The 15,745-nt window shown below is 47.5% G+C and carries 18 protein-coding genes; 6 read left to right on the top strand and 12 right to left on the bottom strand.

The window, feature by feature from the left end:
• Positions 1–217 precede the first annotated feature (217 nt).
• From SIB74_RS05740 to rsmA, 9 genes are all read right to left on the bottom strand, one after another.
• On the bottom strand, positions 218–457 hold the full coding sequence (locus SIB74_RS05740; protein WP_063395822.1) for a Nif11-like leader peptide family natural product precursor: 240 nt from the start codon (positions 455–457) through the stop codon (positions 218–220).
• Positions 458–1,293: 836 nt separating this feature from the next.
• Entirely contained in the window at positions 1,294–1,488 is a 195-nt protein-coding gene (locus tag SIB74_RS05735) for a hypothetical protein (protein ID WP_082818471.1), read from the bottom strand.
• A 166-nt stretch (positions 1,489–1,654) separates the two neighbouring features.
• Complete coding sequence (locus SIB74_RS05730) at positions 1,655–1,915, bottom strand: hypothetical protein (protein ID WP_063395824.1); 261 nt, start codon at positions 1,913–1,915, stop codon at positions 1,655–1,657.
• Positions 1,908–2,987: a protein translocase subunit SecF gene (secF, locus tag SIB74_RS05725; RefSeq protein WP_063395825.1), complete on the bottom strand. Its 1,080-nt coding sequence runs from the start codon at positions 2,985–2,987 to the stop codon at positions 1,908–1,910. Before secF ends, SIB74_RS05730 begins: the two co-directional genes overlap by 8 nt.
• Positions 2,988–2,990: 3 nt before the next feature.
• Entirely contained in the window at positions 2,991–4,478 is a 1,488-nt protein-coding gene (gene secD / locus SIB74_RS05720; RefSeq protein ID WP_011826255.1) for a protein translocase subunit SecD, read from the bottom strand.
• A gap of 3 nt (positions 4,479–4,481) precedes the next feature.
• Complete coding sequence (locus tag SIB74_RS05715; RefSeq protein ID WP_011129997.1) at positions 4,482–5,465, bottom strand: pyruvate dehydrogenase complex E1 component subunit beta; 984 nt, start codon at positions 5,463–5,465, stop codon at positions 4,482–4,484.
• A gap of 203 nt (positions 5,466–5,668) precedes the next feature.
• Positions 5,669–6,022, bottom strand: a complete 354-nt coding sequence (locus tag SIB74_RS05710; protein WP_011129998.1) for a DUF3082 domain-containing protein — start codon at positions 6,020–6,022, stop codon at positions 5,669–5,671.
• Positions 6,019–6,978, bottom strand: a complete 960-nt coding sequence (gene ispE, locus SIB74_RS05705) for a 4-(cytidine 5'-diphospho)-2-C-methyl-D-erythritol kinase (RefSeq protein ID WP_063395826.1) — start codon at positions 6,976–6,978, stop codon at positions 6,019–6,021. The genes SIB74_RS05710 and ispE overlap by 4 nt, the downstream gene beginning before the upstream one ends.
• Positions 6,975–7,817: a 16S rRNA (adenine(1518)-N(6)/adenine(1519)-N(6))-dimethyltransferase RsmA gene (gene rsmA, locus SIB74_RS05700; protein WP_063395827.1), complete on the bottom strand. Its 843-nt coding sequence runs from the start codon at positions 7,815–7,817 to the stop codon at positions 6,975–6,977. Before rsmA ends, ispE begins: the two co-directional genes overlap by 4 nt.
• Before the next feature lie 39 nt (positions 7,818–7,856).
• Here rsmA and SIB74_RS05695 point away from each other — a divergent pair, with 39 nt between their 5' ends.
• Positions 7,857–8,225 (top strand): hypothetical protein, encoded by a 369-nt coding sequence (locus SIB74_RS05695; protein ID WP_063395828.1) that lies wholly within the window; start codon positions 7,857–7,859, stop codon positions 8,223–8,225.
• A 302-nt stretch (positions 8,226–8,527) separates the two neighbouring features.
• Here the strand turns inward: SIB74_RS05695 and gdhA are convergent, their stop codons facing one another.
• Positions 8,528–9,883 carry an NADP-specific glutamate dehydrogenase gene (gene gdhA / locus SIB74_RS05690; RefSeq protein WP_063395829.1) on the bottom strand — a complete coding sequence of 452 codons (1,356 nt, stop codon included), beginning with the start codon at positions 9,881–9,883 and terminating at the stop codon, positions 8,528–8,530.
• 242 nt (positions 9,884–10,125) lie between these two features.
• Positions 10,126–10,506: a YraN family protein gene (locus SIB74_RS05685; protein ID WP_063396003.1), complete on the bottom strand. Its 381-nt coding sequence runs from the start codon at positions 10,504–10,506 to the stop codon at positions 10,126–10,128.
• A 638-nt stretch (positions 10,507–11,144) separates the two neighbouring features.
• Here SIB74_RS05685 and SIB74_RS05680 point away from each other — a divergent pair.
• From SIB74_RS05680 to SIB74_RS05665, 4 genes are all read left to right on the top strand, one after another.
• Positions 11,145–12,077 carry a DMT family transporter gene (locus SIB74_RS05680; RefSeq protein WP_063395830.1) on the top strand — a complete coding sequence of 311 codons (933 nt, stop codon included), beginning with the start codon at positions 11,145–11,147 and terminating at the stop codon, positions 12,075–12,077.
• A 231-nt stretch (positions 12,078–12,308) separates the two neighbouring features.
• The gene (locus SIB74_RS05675; RefSeq protein ID WP_063395831.1) at positions 12,309–12,785 is read left to right on the top strand and encodes a pentapeptide repeat-containing protein; all 477 of its coding nucleotides are present in this window, start codon (positions 12,309–12,311) and stop codon (positions 12,783–12,785) included.
• A gap of 22 nt (positions 12,786–12,807) precedes the next feature.
• Positions 12,808–13,233 carry a hypothetical protein gene (locus SIB74_RS05670; RefSeq protein ID WP_063395832.1) on the top strand — a complete coding sequence of 142 codons (426 nt, stop codon included), beginning with the start codon at positions 12,808–12,810 and terminating at the stop codon, positions 13,231–13,233.
• A 268-nt stretch (positions 13,234–13,501) separates the two neighbouring features.
• Entirely contained in the window at positions 13,502–13,696 is a 195-nt protein-coding gene (locus SIB74_RS05665; RefSeq protein ID WP_063395833.1) for a hypothetical protein, read from the top strand.
• Positions 13,697–14,434: 738 nt separating this feature from the next.
• Here SIB74_RS05665 and SIB74_RS05660 read toward each other — a convergent pair.
• Complete coding sequence (locus SIB74_RS05660) at positions 14,435–14,788, bottom strand: rhodanese-like domain-containing protein (RefSeq protein ID WP_063395834.1); 354 nt, start codon at positions 14,786–14,788, stop codon at positions 14,435–14,437.
• A 533-nt stretch (positions 14,789–15,321) separates the two neighbouring features.
• Between SIB74_RS05660 and SIB74_RS05655 the strand changes: the two genes are divergently transcribed.
• A complete protein-coding gene (locus tag SIB74_RS05655) occupies positions 15,322–15,693 on the top strand; it encodes a DoxX family protein (RefSeq protein ID WP_063395835.1) in 372 nt (123 codons plus the stop codon).
• Positions 15,694–15,745 lie beyond the last annotated feature (52 nt).

Genomic DNA, 15,745 nt, shown 5'->3' with positions numbered 1-15,745 from the left:
ATAGGCAGTCCAAATGTATGCTAAAGACATACATATTGGTAATAAAGAGTAATGCAAATGAAAGGCCATGTCAACAATGCTTGTGATGCTTTGCAATGAATCCCTTTGCAAACTTATACAGAGAGCATTCAGTTGATATTAGAAGCAATGAAGAGATGAATCATCTCACGAAAGGTTCTTTGGCCAGATCAGTTTAAATTGCTACTCGTCCACAATTTTATAGCCAGGGACGCTCATCTGTAGTTTGATTATTCAGCACTCCATCAGCCTGCTGAAGGTCCTTACTTTCTAAAGCCTGAGTTTGTTTTTTGAGGTTGTCCACTGTGATAGAGAATCCAGCTTCTTTGGCAAGCACCACAAACCAATGAGTGTCAACACGTTGTGCTTCAAGCTTCTGCTGAAGCACCGGATCTGATGCAACTTTGGAAAGCAGCGCTTTCAGATCCTCCTCTGGCATGCCGATCAAAGAATGAAGAAGACAATTATTTTACTATAAATGGGAAATAATCTCGAAGAGAATCATATAAGTCATTCATATTTACAGAGAGTTTTGCTATGGATAGCCTGTTTGGCTGGCCGATGTGCTTAGAAATAGTGTAAACCTGCTTTGCTTAGCTTCTTGCAAAGCTCTGTAGTTGAGCTTCTGTGGAGTTCATGCCTTTTTCAATGCTGAATGCTGTCCTGAAATAGGTCGCCTTGAATGAAAGAACACCATTGGGGCTGATTTCCTATTCTTGTGGTTGCAGGAGAAACGTTTGCAGTTAGGCGCTTGTGGATCTTGTGCCTAACCATTCTCGCGCACTGAGAAATTGGCTGAGGTGATGCATCCAACCAATCCTCAGCTATGAAGGTGGCATATGGAGACGAAACAGGCGACATGAATTGGAAGCGGTACACATGTACTAGCGCGCCAGTATGGCCTTGTCAACTCCAGCTATCACTGCGCTCTCAAGCCAGATCTGAATTGATGTGCAAGCCCATCGGTGCAGAACCCGCCCTTGTTGATTTAGTGAGAGAGGCCAGATCGTGGAGAGGGGCATCCCACAGGCCCCATGGATCAAGCTGGTAAGTCAGATCTAAAGTTCACTTGCCAATACCTGTGGGGATCAAAACCTGCTTGAGCTGCTAAGCCGAAATAGAAATCATCGAAGGGATTCTTTCAGCTGCCTTGCACAACGATGAATGCAGCTGAATAGGCTCAAAATGCCATTACTACCCATGCCTTCTTCCCCCTCAAATTAATAATCTCAACCCGAACTGATCATCGCCATTTCAGATAACAGTAGCTTCTCTTCATTGAGGATCGGTAAAGTGCACTCTGCAGCGATAACGAGTGTTGCCAAGCCCGACTTCAATTGTGGTGCACTTCTCCCCGCTGATCGTGGTATCTGCAGGTATTTGCTGCCTGGCCCGCTCGATGGCGTTGTTCTGATTCCAATCTGATTCAGCGTTAATACTGCCGGCCCAACTCAATGGGACAACAAGCACACTGATTAAAAAACTGTTGCCAACAGTGGAGCTTTCAGAGTGAGATGGAAGCTTGCAACATCAGTCTTTTGATTGAGGACATTATTCCCTTTATCAGCTTGCCAACAGGAATTCTAAGTCGTATCAATAACCTCGCGAAGAGATTATCCAAGACTTCATCCCTGCATCATTCAATTGGCCCTTTAATGTTGCCGCCAGCATCTGAACGCCGCCGCGAGACCCCATATCGCCGCCAAAGCGAAGGACTGCAAAACAGCACAATCACAGCAAGGCAGTGATGGCGAACAGCAAAAATCAACTGTGTAAAGGTGAAATGCTCCCAGAGCAAGAGAAACTCTGTTCGTAAATCCCAGAGAGACAGACCCAAAAGCAGAACGGGCAACCAACGATCGCCAGATAGGCCACGGGAGCGTGTCGTTTCAGCCATCTGACATCACATCTTCTCCCTCAAGCGGAGGCTGGGAGGAAGACAACGGCGGTTGTGGAGCCGCCGGAGGTGTTGATAAAGGCGCTTTCGGAGGACCACTGCCTTGCCAGAGGCTCAACAATGAAGGGGCTAGGGCAATACTCGACCAGCTACCAACCACCACTCCAAGAGCAAGTGCAACCGCAAACCAGTAGAGCGTCGCACCGCCAAAGAGGATCAGAGCGAGCAGAGGCAGCAGGGTCGTACCGCTGGTGTAGAGGGTCCTTGTGAGGGTCGCGGATACGGCACGATCAACCTGTTCCGTCAGTGGCAGTGAGTCATCTTCGCGACTGCGCTCACGAATCCGGTCAAAGACCACCACAGTGTCATTGACCGAGTAGCCGGCAATGGTGAGCAGCGCTACAGCGAAAAGGCTATCCACCTCAAGCGTTATCAGCAGGCCCAGCCAAGCGAATATCCCACAAACAATGATCACGTCATGGGCAAGGGCGACAAGGGCCAGAAGGGCATAGCGACGGTCGTAACGGAGGCTGATGTAGATGGCGATTCCCGTGAACGCCACCAAAAGAGAAATCAAGCTGCTGCGCAGCAATTGGCCTCCCAGACTTGGGCCAATGGTGTCGACCGATTGACCACCACTCTGAAACGGACCCGCTACAGGATCCATTGCCTTGATGACAGCCTGCCCCTGAGCCGCAGAGAGGAAGGGCAACCTCAAGACCAGAGACTGACCACCATCAAGAAGTTGAACCCTGGCTCGGGAGAGGTTTGGAGCAACCTTGTCTTTGTCAGCGGGTAACTCAAGAGCCCCCAAAACCTCTTCAACACTTTTGGTTTTCAGCGACTGACAGCTCTTGCTACAGCTGCGCTCAAGCTGGATTTGAGTTCCTCCAGTGAAGTCAAGTCCTGGACGAAGGGGAGCCCCAATCGAAGGGTTTAGCCAACAGAGGATCAAGCCCACCAAGCTGAAAACCACAAACAGGCCTGAGACTCCCCAAACGCGTCGTCGTTGACGACAAAGTTCAAATCTCAGTGGGCGTTGAGGAGTTCCTGAAGATGATGAAACAGCCATGGATCAGGCGAGAGAAGAAGGCAACTGTTTGGCAGGCAAAAAGTTGGTAGGTCGCCTCAAAGCCTGATAGCCCATCAAAAAACGCAGCAGAGTGCGAGTGCAGCTCAATGCCGTAAACAAACTGAGCACAACACCGATGCCGAGGGTGGCGGCAAAACCTTTAACCAAACCCGTACCCAGAAAAAAGAGCGCTGCGCAACTAATCAGAGTGGTGAGATGGCCGTCAACGATCGACGACAAAGCCTGGGAAAATCCAGTCTCGATCGAGCGAATCAAGGTGTTGCCACGCCGCAATTCATCTTTGACACGCTCAAAGATCAGCACATTGGCATCCACTGCCATGCCAATACTGAGGATGAAACCAGCAATCCCAGGCAGGGTAAGGATGACAGGAATCAGAGCATACATAGCCAGATTGAACAGGGCATAAAGACTCAATGCCAACACCGCCACCAAGCCCGCAAGGCGATAAGCCACCACCATGAAAACAGCCACCAAGGCGAGACCAGAGAGCGCTGCGATCAAGCTGCGGCGAATGTTTTCAGCACCAAGGGTGGGACCAATGGTTCGAACCTCGAGAATTTCTACTGGTAATGGCAACGAACCACCTCGCAACTGAACTTCCAGGTCGCGGGCATCTTCAGCATTGAAATTACCGCTGATCGTGGCCGCACCACCAGTAATGCCAGCGGCTCTGAACTGTTCCCCGACGCTGGCTTCACTGATCGACCTTCCATCAAGAACGATGCCAAGTAGACGACCTGTGCCAGCAATTGATTGTGTTAGCTCGGCGAATTGATCTCCGCCTTCTCGGTTGAAGCTAAGTGTCACCTCCCAGCTATCAGGAACGTTCTGCTGTTGCTGACGCCCAGCTGTAACTAGATCCTTCCCGGTTAAGGACGTGGGCTCGAAGAGTTCAGCGATCTTGATGCTGACTTTCTCATTTAACTGTTCCAGCTGCTCGATCTCACTGCCAACACTGCCTTGCAAACCAAAGGCCTGCTGCGCTTCAACAAGTTGCTGTTTGTCGAGTTCATCATCAGAGGGAGACTCTCCGGATATCGCACGCTCCTGCTTGGACTTGAGAATGCTCTCTACCTGTCGTTTTAGGCGCTGAAGGCCGCGAACCTCCTCTTCTGTGCCAGGTTTTTGAGCTCGAAACTCAAGTAAGGCCGTCTCGCCAAGCACCTTGGCAGCCCTGGTGGGATCCTGTTCTCCTGGAAGCTGCAACACCAGTTGATTGTCACCAATGGTCTGCAGTGTGGATTCGGCAACACCCAAGCCATTGACGCGACGATCCAAAACAGCTTTGACCGCCTCTAGCTGCTCGGCTTTCACGCGAGTGATCTCACCAGCGGGCTGCACTTCAAGAGTGAGCTGACTGCCACCACGAAGATCAAGGCCCAACTCAAGCGGAAAGCTTGCAGTGACAGAACCTGCCGCAATGGCAAGAGCAAGAATGAGCGCAAACCAGCCTTGTTGACGTGCCATCAATCAAAGCCCCTTAAGAACAATCTGCTTAGCCGCTTCAACAATCTGATGAGGCTGAATGATCGTGAAATTCTCCAATTTGCCGTTATATGGAGTGGGAATGTCCTGACTGGAGAGGCGAATTGGGCGAGCATCGAGTTCGTCAAAACACTGCTCAGTAATCAGCGCAATCAACTCAGCACCAATCCCACCAGTTTTCATACACTCCTCAACCACAATCACCCGATGGGTTTTACGGATGGAGCGAACAATGGTCTCCATATCGAAGGGCTTGAGACTAATCAAATCGATCAATTCCACATCGATGCCGTCTGCCTCCAACTGTTCAACAGCCTTGAGACAGTGATGACGCATACGGGAATAGGTGAGGATCGTGACGTCTTTACCCTCACGAACCAGATCTGCTTGATCTAGGGCACAGACATAATCACCGTCTGGGAGCTCCTCAATCAGGTTGTAGAGCAGCACATGCTCGAAAAAGAGAACTGGATTGTTGTCTCGGATCGCGGCTTTCATCAAGCCCTTGGCATTGGTTGGCGTGCTGCAAGCAACGATCTTGATCCCAGGCACAGCGTGAAAATAGGCCTCAAGTCGCTGACTATGTTCAGCACCGAGTTGGCGCCCCACACCACCAGGCCCACGCACCACGGTGGGAATTGTGAAATTTCCGCCACTGGTGTAACGAAGCATTCCCATGTTGTTGGAGATCTGGTTGAAAGCAAGCAGCAGAAAACCCATGTTCATGCCCTCCACAATCGGGCGTAGGCCAGTCATGGCGGCGCCAACGGCCATACCCGTAAAACTGTTCTCGGCAATCGGTGTATCCAACACCCGCAACTCGCCATATTTCTCGTAGAGATCCTTGGTGACCTTGTAGGAGCCGCCGTATTGGCCGACGTCCTCTCCCATCACACAAACATGCGAATCTCTGGCCATCTCTTCATCGATGGCATCTCGAAGAGCATTAAAGAGAAGCGTCCCTGACACGTTTTCGTTGCAATCCCGGCCATGCCGGTGGAAGAGGCCAAGCTATCTCAGCCTGAGCAGCATTAGCCTCCTGCGGCAAATGCTGAAAGCAGCAAAACGGACAGCAACAGGCCAGGAGAGAGCAACAGCACCAACTGACCAAGATCGTGAGGCGTCATCTGTAGAAGTCCTGAATCGGCAATCAGGCTGTCAACCCACAAAAGCTAGGCAGCATCTGGCTCCTTGCCAGCAAACAAACTGCGAATAAACACAAGGGTTAGTCCAAAACCAATGAAGGCAAAGCTGAATGTGGCTAGAAAGCACATGCCGATGATCAGGGTTTTAAACCCCGAAGCAATGCTTTGGGCAATCGCAGAGCTGTAATTAGGCGAATGAAGAGCGAAATAAGTCACTGTCTTCTGGCTCAAAATCAGGCAAAGCCAGGCAAAAAGTCCACTGGTGATCGCCCCAGAAAGAAAACTGAGCGGGCCCTTACGTGGTGTCGCAGGCGTCTCTGCCAATGTGTTGGATGACTCTGCATCTGCCTTCTCGAAAGAGCTGTTTTTGGAATCGCTCATGCTTCCAGTTTGATGCCTTCAGAGCGGAACGCGCAGCACCAACTGCTTAAACCAGCTGCGGCGAAGGCAGGCTGTTGGAGCTGAAGTGCAGCCTGAGCTGAAGCAACGTCAGCAAAAAGGGCAAAACAGCTTGGACCAGATCCACTCATCGATACTGCAAGAGAACCAGGCAAATCAGTGAGCAACTTCAATGTGGTTTGCACAGCCGAAACTTCGGGTGCAACCACCTCCTGAAGGTCGTTGCGCAGAGGTGGCGGATCATCAGCCCGTAAAGGATTCAGCCAAGAAGATTCTCTGAGCTGCTGACGACGTTGCTCAAAATCAGATTCCTTTGAAAGATAACGACTACTGAAAAGTTCCTTACAGCGTCCATAAGCCCAGGGGGTTGAAACGCTCACTGATGGATCCTTCACTAACACCACGGCCATTGATGCTTTCATCGCTTGTAGCGATTCCAACCTTTCCCCACGGCCGAAACACAATTGGCTTCCACCTGCCAGGCAAAAGGGCATGTCGGAGCCAAGCTCAGCCGCAAAACCTTCAAGTTGACGCTGAGAAAAATTGAGATTCCAGAGACCGTTTAACCCCACCAGTGTTGCTGCACCATCACTTGAGCCGCCCGCAAGACCAGCTCCAATTGGGATGCGTTTTTGCAATTCAATCGCGGCACCAAGGTCAGAGAACCCTGAGCGCTCGCGTAATAAATGCGCAGCTCGCACGATCAAATTGTCGCCAGCAGTGCTGAGGCTGGAATCATCGCAGCGAAGGCTGATGCTGCCATCAGCCGTATTGCGGAAATGAAGTTGATCAGCGAGTTCGATGCTCTGCATCACCATCGCTAGCTCATGAAAACCATCAGACCTCAGGCCAAGCACCTCAAGATGGAGATTGATCTTGGCTGGCGCCGAGACGCTAACCAGATGCCCTGAAGCAGCTGAAGGGTTAGATATGCTCATGGCTCAGGGTCTACTAGATCCGCCCGATTCAAACCCCTCGCCAATTCCACCCAAGTGGCAGGGGACAGTTCTTGGGGGCGTTGCTGAAGGCTGATGCCAAGATCATCAGCAAGAGCATTCAGTTCAGCAGCAGGAAGAACCTTGGCAAGAGTGTTGCGCAGCATCTTGCGCCTGGCCAAAAAAGCCTGACGCAGCAAAGACTCAACACGTTTGGCGAGCAGTGGCTCAAGGCGCTGTTCAGGAGCAAGAGGTTCAATCAAGATGACCTCAGAATGAACTTTCGGCGGCGGTTTAAAAGAGCGCGGCGGCACTGGGCAAACAGTTGTGCAACGAGCGAGCAACTGCAGGCGCACGCTTAGAGCACTAAAACAGCTCTGCCCGGGCAAGGCACGAATCCGTTGAGCGACTTCCTTTTGCAAAAGAAGCACAAGGCGTTGATAGGGATGATCAACAGGTCGATCCAAGCGACCGAGAAGACGCTCAAGCAGAGGACCGGTGATGTTATAGGGAATATTGGCCACCACTTTGGTCGCAGCACGGCCATCAGCAAGAGTCAATGGAACAGACAACACATCACCTTCTTGCAAGCTGAAGCGGGCTTGATCTGCAAAACGCTGCCTCAACCCAGAGACCAGATCGCGATCAAGTTCAACAGCATGAACAGCAGAGGCAGAAGAGGCCAGCAACCTTTCAGTGAGTGCTCCACGACCAGGGCCTACCTCCAGCAGACGATCATCTGGTTGAACATCAGCTGCATCGAGAATCTGAGTCAACACAGCGGCATCGATTAGCCAGTGTTGAGCAAAGCGCTTGCGAGCGTGATGTCCGGAAAAGGCCATCCCTTAACTTTGCACCAATCGGTATAGAGGGCGGCGCAATTGATTGAAGATCAAAAAAAGCTGCAGACAAAACTCGGAGTCAAACTCGCTGTTCCAATCAAAAGCGGCGATAGATCCCTGATTGTTCCAAGTCTGCGCACTGCATGGATTCTTGATTGGCATCAAAACAACTCAGCTCAAACAATTGGCTTCATCTATAGACCGACAACACCCTTTCCTGCTCATCCCACCAAGACGATCAAAATGGCGTGCTTTTGGAATCCGGGCTCGATTACACCACTAACAACATTGCCTCCACATGATTCAAGATCTATGCACGTGGTGGCGTTGAAATCTGGGATTCATCCAACCGAAACATCGATTGGAGAGCTTCTGCTGGTTTTACCGTCCAATTCTGATTCAAGCTAAAAAATCAACACAACCCTGTTGATCCACTGAGTTGCTTTAATTAGCAGCATCAATGTCAAAGTCGTCAATTCGAATCCAATCGAGTGTGTTTCGATATTGACGGTCACATCTAATAACGACTTCAAGGAAATCTATATTTTTATTGGTTTTTTGCAATCTATACAGGCACAATAAAAAAGAGAGATTATTAAAGTTCTATTATCATCAACCCGATACACAGAGTGTAAAAATCATGAAACTTTGCTTGTCCCTTTTGATTCGACCTCAGCCGAACATAATCATATGTATTCACTGATATAAAATCAAACAATTCCATAAGCCAGCATTGCATTAGCAACTTTCGTAAATCCGGCAATATTGGCTCCTGTAATGTAATCAGTGTAGTCTTCGAATTTATGACTATGCTGAACACATTTGGAGTGAATTTCCAACATGATTGACTTTAAGCGTTGATCGACCTCTTCACGACTCCAAGATAGACGCAATGCATTCTGACTCTGCTCAAGGCCAGAGACTGCGACACCACCAGCATTTGCAGCCTTGGCAGGAGCAAGTATTACTTTTGCATGACGAAATTCATGAATGCCGTCAAGATTGGTTGGCATGTTCGCACCTTCAACAACTGCTTTAACACCATTGTTGATCAGTTCCTGTGAATCTGCACGGTTAATCTCATTTTGAGTAGCACAAGGGAAGGCAATATCACAGGGAACATTCCATGGGCGCTTTCCTGCGTAAAAATCAACGCCTTTGTAGTGGTTAGCAAATTCATGGATTCGCCCACGGCGAACAGTCTTTAGCTCCTTGACAAACGCAAGCATCTCGAGATTAATGCCGTTTGGGACGTGTACAAAACCATCTGAGTCAGAAAGAGTAACAACTTTGGCTCCTAGTTCAATGGCCTTTTCAACTGCGTAGAGGGCTACGTTTCCAGAACCGGAGATGGAACATATTTTGTCAACGAGGGAGTCCTCTATATGATTGAGCATATTTTCACAGAAATAAGCACATCCGTAACCCGTCGCTTCAGTACGAACAAGACTTCCACCGAATGACAGCCCCTTGCCAGTCAAGATTCCACTAAACCGATTTTCAAGGCGCTTGTACTGACCGAACATATAACTAATTTCACGAGAACCGACTCCGATATCACCAGCAGGTACATCTGTGTCTTCACCAATATGTCTATGAAGTTCAATCATCAGAGATTGACAAAATCGCATTATCTCCCGGTCACTTTTACCTTTAGGATTAAAGTTAGATCCACCCTTCCCTCCACCCATCGGCAGACCAGTAAGACTGTTTTTAAAGGTCTGTTCAAAACCTAAAAATTTCAGTACACTCAAGGTGACATTGGGATGGAAACGTATTCCACCTTTATAAGGGCCAATGGAATTATTAAACTGTACACGCCATGCTCGATTTGTGCGGATATTGCCTGAATCATCTTCCCAGCAGACTCTGAAGATAACGACGCGGTCAGGTTCCGTCATCCGCTCCAGAATCTGTGCATCTTTGTAAACACGGTTGGAAAGAATAAAAGGAATTAGAGTTTCAACAACTTCATGGACGGCTTGATGAAACTCAGGCTCTCCAGGATTTCTCTTCATCAGACCTTTCATGAAATGATCTATCTCATGGCTAGTAGCATCAGACATCAGCTGTCCTTTCTCAAGAAGTCATTTAGTATGATTTCATGGCAAGCGCCTAAAGTGACTTTAATACAGAATATTATCCAGATCAGCTTAAAAGTATGACCAAGGCATTCTCAGGAATCATGAAAAACTTGGCAATAAACAGACAACAGCCTGATCCAGTTTTATGATGCATTTTATCCGCCTAGCAAATAGTTAAGGAACTGTCAGCAATCTGTCTTCAAGAGTTGAAGAATTGAGTTGCTTTAATCAGCAGCATCAATGTCAAGGTCGTCAATTCGAGTCCAATCGAGTGTGTTTTGACTCGGCGGTAAGGGCACCAACGCCAACACCAACTCCAAGCTGTGTTCAGCGAAGTAAGGATGAGTTGCCAGCCAACATCCAATCGCACGCTTCAATCTCAGCTGCTTTCCCTTGTTAAAGGCACACAATCCCCAATGATCTAATCCACGACAACGACGAGACTTCACTTCCACAACCAGCAGCCGTTGCTGCTTCTCAAGCACAAGATCTAACTCGCCATAGCGACATGACCAACGTTGGCTCACCAACTGCCATCCGTGTCTTTGTAGGAGGCGTAACACCCGCTCTTCGCCCCAACACCCCTTCCCGGTTGAATCCATCATTTGCTGCTGCATTCACATGAGAATTCCACCCATGCATCGATGCTGTACCAACACACAAAGCAGCATGTATGAATTCAACGCGAAAAGTTTAAGAGAATGATGCCCCAATCATTTCTTATTAAAGTGATAGGTAGATTCATTACTTTAAAGCTAAACCCAATAAGATAGGCAAAACCAGTAGTTTTTATTGCTGATAAGGTATAGATTGTGCTGCATTCAAAATCTATTCAATACACTTTTTGATTCGCCGGGCGATTGCCTTGTTTGATAGAATTGCAGTTTTTAGACTATTTGAAGAAGAACATTTTTCAGTGAATTTATTGAACGACTTGTATTTGAAGAGTTATCTCCACTTGGGTATTTTAAATTGAAGCGATTGAGGAATTTTGCTGGCAGCAGTGCAGAGTAAAGTCCTAATGCAAAGCAGCATGAATGAACGTCAATGCTAAATTTGTAAACAAGATGAGTTGAATAACGGTATTCTTATGCTTGTTGTTATTACAAGCTTTGGCTAATAAGGAATTTTTTTCAGATGACCTAATTGATAATGCTCAGATGATTGAGCTAAGCTTCCTTAATCATATGAACTAGGATGCCTCTTATGGCAGTAGGATTAAAAAATATATAGCTATAAAACGATGGGACAGACAAATCAAATTCAGGGATCTCGATCTCGATATGTACTTCTCGTCTTGATTGCTCTAATCTGGGGATCTCAGTTCTTACTTAATGATCTTGCTCTAGAGGTCTTTACTCCTCAAGCAGTTTCATGGCTTAGAGCGACGATTGGATTCCTAACACTGAGTGGATTCTTGTTTATCTTGCCTGAAGCTCACGACAATACGGTTTCAAAGATTAGTTATTGGCGTCGTATCCTTATGATTGGCTTCTTTGAAGCAACTCTTCCTTTCTTCCTTGTTGCCTGGGGTCAGCAACATGTCAACAGCGCTATTGCGGCGATCCTAATGTCACTCGTAGCAATCTTTACGTTGATTTTAGTTGTTGTTTTTGTTCGCAGTGAGCCAGTTACGAGAGGAAAGTTTATTGGTATTGCTCTCGGTTTTGCAGGTGTTGTTATCTTGCTATGGCCGCAGGTTAGCCAGTCTCAACAAGGTAATAGCCTACTTGGAAGTGCTGCAATTCTAACCGCTGCACTTAGCTTTTCGATTAGTCTTGTATTGATTAGAACCCTGCCAGAGATGGGTACTCCGATAAAAATTGCAAGAGATATACTTCTTTGTGGTGCCGTCGAGCTAGGTGCTCTACTGCTTTTGCTTGGCCAACCTTTAACGCACCATCCTCTAGAGAGTAATGCCATGCTTGCAATGGTTGCTCAGGGTGCTTTTGCTGGAGGTCTGGTTTATGTGTTGTATGTTCGTCTTGTTGGTCTTGCTGGAGCTTCATTTGCCGGCTTCGTTAACTATCTAGTTCCTTTAGTAGGAGTTTTTCTAGGAGTTGTTTTCCTGCAGAACAAGCTTTCAGCAAGTGCCTATCTTTCTCTGGTGATTCTAGCGCTTGCAGTCTTTGCGAGTGAGTGGAAGCCAACCCGTAAATTAGTAGGTAGGCAATAATCACAATAGTAAATCTTTAAACAGTCTTTTAGTTTTCAGATTGATTATAGAATTTACTGTTTTGCAATTAACATGATAAATTATCTACTTAGAGGATTCATGGCTAAATGTTGATAGATCTCGTAGGAGCGTTCATGGGGATGCGGATGCGTAGCTCAGCAAACTTCTTTCTCATGAGCCATCATTCCTCTACCTATAGACCTATGGTTTAACTATTTAACCCCTATCCCAATGTTCGCCCGACTACTTGGCTTTGCTGCTGCTGTCCTTCTACTTCTATTGCCACTGCAACCAAGCTGGGCAATCATGAATCATTCCCAACAGGTGTTGGTCAATGCAGATTTCTCGAACCAAGATCTGCGAGGCGACACATTTAATCTTGCCAACCTGCGCGAGGCCAATCTATCTGGGAGTGATCTAGAAGGATCCACCCTTTTTGGAGCCAAGCTTCACGATGCCAACCTCAGCAACACCAACTTGCGAGACTCCACACTTGATTCCGCCATATTTGATGGGACTGATCTCACCAATGCAGTGCTTGAGGACGCCTTCGCCTTCAACACCCGCTTCAAAAACGTGACCATTACAGGTGCCGACTTCACCAATGTGCCCCTGCGAGGCGATGCGCTCACAACGCTGTGTGAGGTGGCGGAGGGAACCAACCCGATCACAGGTCGCAACACTGCAGACAGCCTGGGCTGCAGGTAAATACTCCACGCCAACCACTCCGATGAGTTTCGATCCCCGCAGTCTTGATCGTCTACGTGAACTGGGTCGCCAGTTACCCCGGCCCTTGCCAACACCAGATGCTTCAAGTAAAGCAGAGCCTCGGGCAAGCAAACGTCGCCATCGCATCGAAACCGAAGACAATCCCCAGGCCCTCTTCCAGGAATTGATGCAGGTGAGCCCTGATGGCACAGTTCCTCCCCACTTGATGGCCCGCCTTAAGGACGCTGAAGCAAAGCGACAGATCCAGGAGCAGCCTGAAGGACTTCGCCAACAACAAGGCGAAATGAACCCCCTCGACAGATCCTCCCCCGCCAGAAAAGGTAAAACGACCGTTGCCAAAACACCCCCGCTGACGCCTGGCAGCACAGAGGAAAGTCTCTATGTTGCTTTCGGGCAGTTGCTTCTCGAACACGAAGACGAGATTTGATCGTCTTAGAACTGAATCCGGCTTGATCAAACCACGTGATGAAAGTGCTTAGCCTGGATAGGTTTCTTAAGACAATGATCGATGCAAGGGGCATCTGCAAAGAGGGCTTAGGTAAAGGTTTCATTAGCGAGAGAAGGCAACATTCACCTATAGATTCCTTCATTTGAAGGGTTGAGCTAGAGCAGAAAAGGGTTTAGATCTGAATTGTTAATTCCAGAACCTTTGGTTGGAGACTTTCCTTTAACTCTGATCATTTGAACCCTTTCCGATGAAGTACAACACTGGTTGGATTGTTTTGGTTTCCACTGGATTGCTTCGTGTAGCTCTTGCTGCAGTTTTAGCGGTAACAGCAATTCCATCAATGCGGATGTCCTTATCAAACCCGGTAAAAAAACAATTTGAACTCACCACAGGCCAAAGAGAGTTTTTCGGCAGTTTGATCAAGAAGTTGAATAAAGACTAATTCTAGTTTCTTTAAGTCTTTCAGCTGCTTCCATCGTCAAAGCAACAACACTTGCCTGTGGAGATACCAATCTGTAAAGGCGGGCAATTCTTGCCGTTGGTGGGAATGCTTGGCAATCAGATCATGCAATAGATCGATTTGGAACTCTATTCTGTAATAGCAAGGTCGCTGCGTAATGGTGAGATTTAACTACCTCACTCTAGGATCTTATCCTCTAAGATTGCTAGAAGCCTGGGAGGGTATTGTGTCATGTAAATAGCAAAAATTTACGCAAGATTGTAACAATTTCTGGTGACATTGCAAGCATAACGATGCTTCTATCTTTTCATACTCATTATTAACATATAATGCATGTAATCTCTTCAGCTTCAGGCTTTGTGAGCGGGTCTGCTCTTTCTCAGGCCCTCAATCTCACTCAATCAAGCACTCCTTCCTCAAAGCAGATTTCTCTGTTCGGTCAAAAATATTATGTCTGCCATGATCGAGCATTTGATCTGATCTTATCTAGCAACTTCTGCATTTAATGGCTGCCCTGCTCTCGAGAAGAGCCATTGGCCTTTTTTGCGTCTTTATTGACCTACCATCAAAACTATGTCTCGTGATCAGGCCTAGTTTTAACTGTTCAACCTCAGAACAGATCGAGCAAGCTGACAATTCTTTAGTTGATTTCTACATTAGAATAAATCTCGGCTTAGTTTTAGATCAATCTGGAGCTTTGCATGTGTTTTGAATCCTTGCTTAATAGCGGGGCACGCTTGAGTCGACATTGATGCTCCAAGCGTCGATTCCGCCTTCTAGATTCCAGACCTGATAACCATTATCCTGCTCTAAAAGCCAGCTCCCGAAGTTCCAACTGCGTATGCCAGCATGGCAAATCACGACGACAGGGCGGTCATTTGGTAATAGTTGAGGCAGAGTTTCCATCCAATCAGAAGATCGACTCAGCGGCAAATGCAATACATCGGCTGGGAATGGGGCTAACTCCAGCTCCTGGTCTTCTCTCACATCCACACAGATTGGTAGAGAGGACGAGTCGCTCAGCCAGCGATGCAGATCCTTTGCAGAAATAGGGGTTGGAGTGGGCTGATTCATCGTTAAATGATTGGCTTTCGATGTGAGCTTCGTTCATCACGATCCACTTTGATCGCCATTGGTACGGATGATCCTGCATTGCGGTTTGATGTAACGCAATGACTATGAATCAGCCGTAGCAAGGCTTGCCCCAGAGATCATGGCTAATACTTAGAGGCAATCACCTGAGTGTCTCACGGTCAAGTCAATGAAGATCATATTCATGACAGTACTGTGCCTCTTGACAGCCTGTAGGTTATGCATAGCTCTGCTGAGAATACTCCTTTCAACTCTATTGCTGCTATCAGACCATGGCACGAGCAGACAATGGATCTAGTGGGTGCTTCAGCAAAGCTTTAGCTGGCTCTGATGACCAAACGCTTTGGCTGATCGAAACCAGTAGAGCCCTCAGGCTTGGACTCGCTTATCTTCATTGCAGATAGCTATCAATCCATCAGGATTGCTTTTGTCAATGCCATTTTGGTAAGGAATCAAGTCCATTTGGGTCTGCACAACATCATTCGTTGATAATTGGCAGAGAACCAATCAGAACAATGCATCAACCACATGTATGGAAGTCAGTTGATTTCATCGGCAGGCTTTGTTTATCCGCTGTTTTTGTTGTCGCAGTACCTTCAAAGATTACCAAGTTCTCATCAGTAGTTGAAACAATTTCAGGGCAAGGGGTCCCAGCAACACTAGCACCCTTCTTGTTGTTGGCAGCAATTGCCTGCCTTGTTGTTGGCTCAGTACTTCTTGTATTTGGCAAGAGTCAAAAACTTGGAGCATCACTATTACTCATCTTTCTTGTGCCTACAACAATCATCTTCCACGCATTCCCCTTCCAGCCTAAAGCACTATTTATGAATCTTGGATTGATTGGTGGCCTTACTCTAGCCTTGACTAGACCAAAATTCCCCGAATGAGAAGGTTGGCGATAAATAGTAAATGATAGGTTTTTTCTATTGTTCATATGTT

Origin of the sequence: Prochlorococcus sp. MIT 1306 (genome assembly GCF_047304515.1) — a bacterium.
GTDB lineage: Bacteria > Cyanobacteriota > Cyanobacteriia > PCC-6307 > Cyanobiaceae > Prochlorococcus > Prochlorococcus marinus_D.
Note: the sequence above shows the minus strand (reverse complement) of the source record. Positions and strands in the feature narration are given on the sequence as shown.

Coding starts and splice junctions, on each gene's coding strand:
- SIB74_RS05740 (WP_063395822.1), bottom strand. CDS start 457: ATGCCAGAGGAGGATCTGAAAGCGCTGCTTTCCAAAGTTGCATCAGAT.
- SIB74_RS05730 (WP_063395824.1), bottom strand. CDS start 1,915: ATGGCTGAAACGACACGCTCCCGTGGCCTATCTGGCGATCGTTGGTTG.
- secF (WP_063395825.1), bottom strand. CDS start 2,987: ATGGCTGTTTCATCATCTTCAGGAACTCCTCAACGCCCACTGAGATTT.
- secD (WP_011826255.1), bottom strand. CDS start 4,478: ATGGCACGTCAACAAGGCTGGTTTGCGCTCATTCTTGCTCTTGCCATT.
- SIB74_RS05710 (WP_011129998.1), bottom strand. CDS start 6,022: ATGAGCGATTCCAAAAACAGCTCTTTCGAGAAGGCAGATGCAGAGTCA.
- ispE (WP_063395826.1), bottom strand. CDS start 6,978: ATGAGCATATCTAACCCTTCAGCTGCTTCAGGGCATCTGGTTAGCGTC.
- rsmA (WP_063395827.1), bottom strand. CDS start 7,817: ATGGCCTTTTCCGGACATCACGCTCGCAAGCGCTTTGCTCAACACTGG.
- gdhA (WP_063395829.1), bottom strand. CDS start 9,883: ATGTCTGATGCTACTAGCCATGAGATAGATCATTTCATGAAAGGTCTG.
- SIB74_RS05685 (WP_063396003.1), bottom strand. CDS start 10,506: ATGATGGATTCAACCGGGAAGGGGTGTTGGGGCGAAGAGCGGGTGTTA.
- SIB74_RS05680 (WP_063395830.1), top strand. CDS start 11,145: ATGGGACAGACAAATCAAATTCAGGGATCTCGATCTCGATATGTACTT.
- SIB74_RS05675 (WP_063395831.1), top strand. CDS start 12,309: ATGTTCGCCCGACTACTTGGCTTTGCTGCTGCTGTCCTTCTACTTCTA.
- SIB74_RS05670 (WP_063395832.1), top strand. CDS start 12,808: ATGAGTTTCGATCCCCGCAGTCTTGATCGTCTACGTGAACTGGGTCGC.
- SIB74_RS05665 (WP_063395833.1), top strand. CDS start 13,502: ATGAAGTACAACACTGGTTGGATTGTTTTGGTTTCCACTGGATTGCTT.
- SIB74_RS05660 (WP_063395834.1), bottom strand. CDS start 14,788: ATGAATCAGCCCACTCCAACCCCTATTTCTGCAAAGGATCTGCATCGC.
- SIB74_RS05655 (WP_063395835.1), top strand. CDS start 15,322: ATGCATCAACCACATGTATGGAAGTCAGTTGATTTCATCGGCAGGCTT.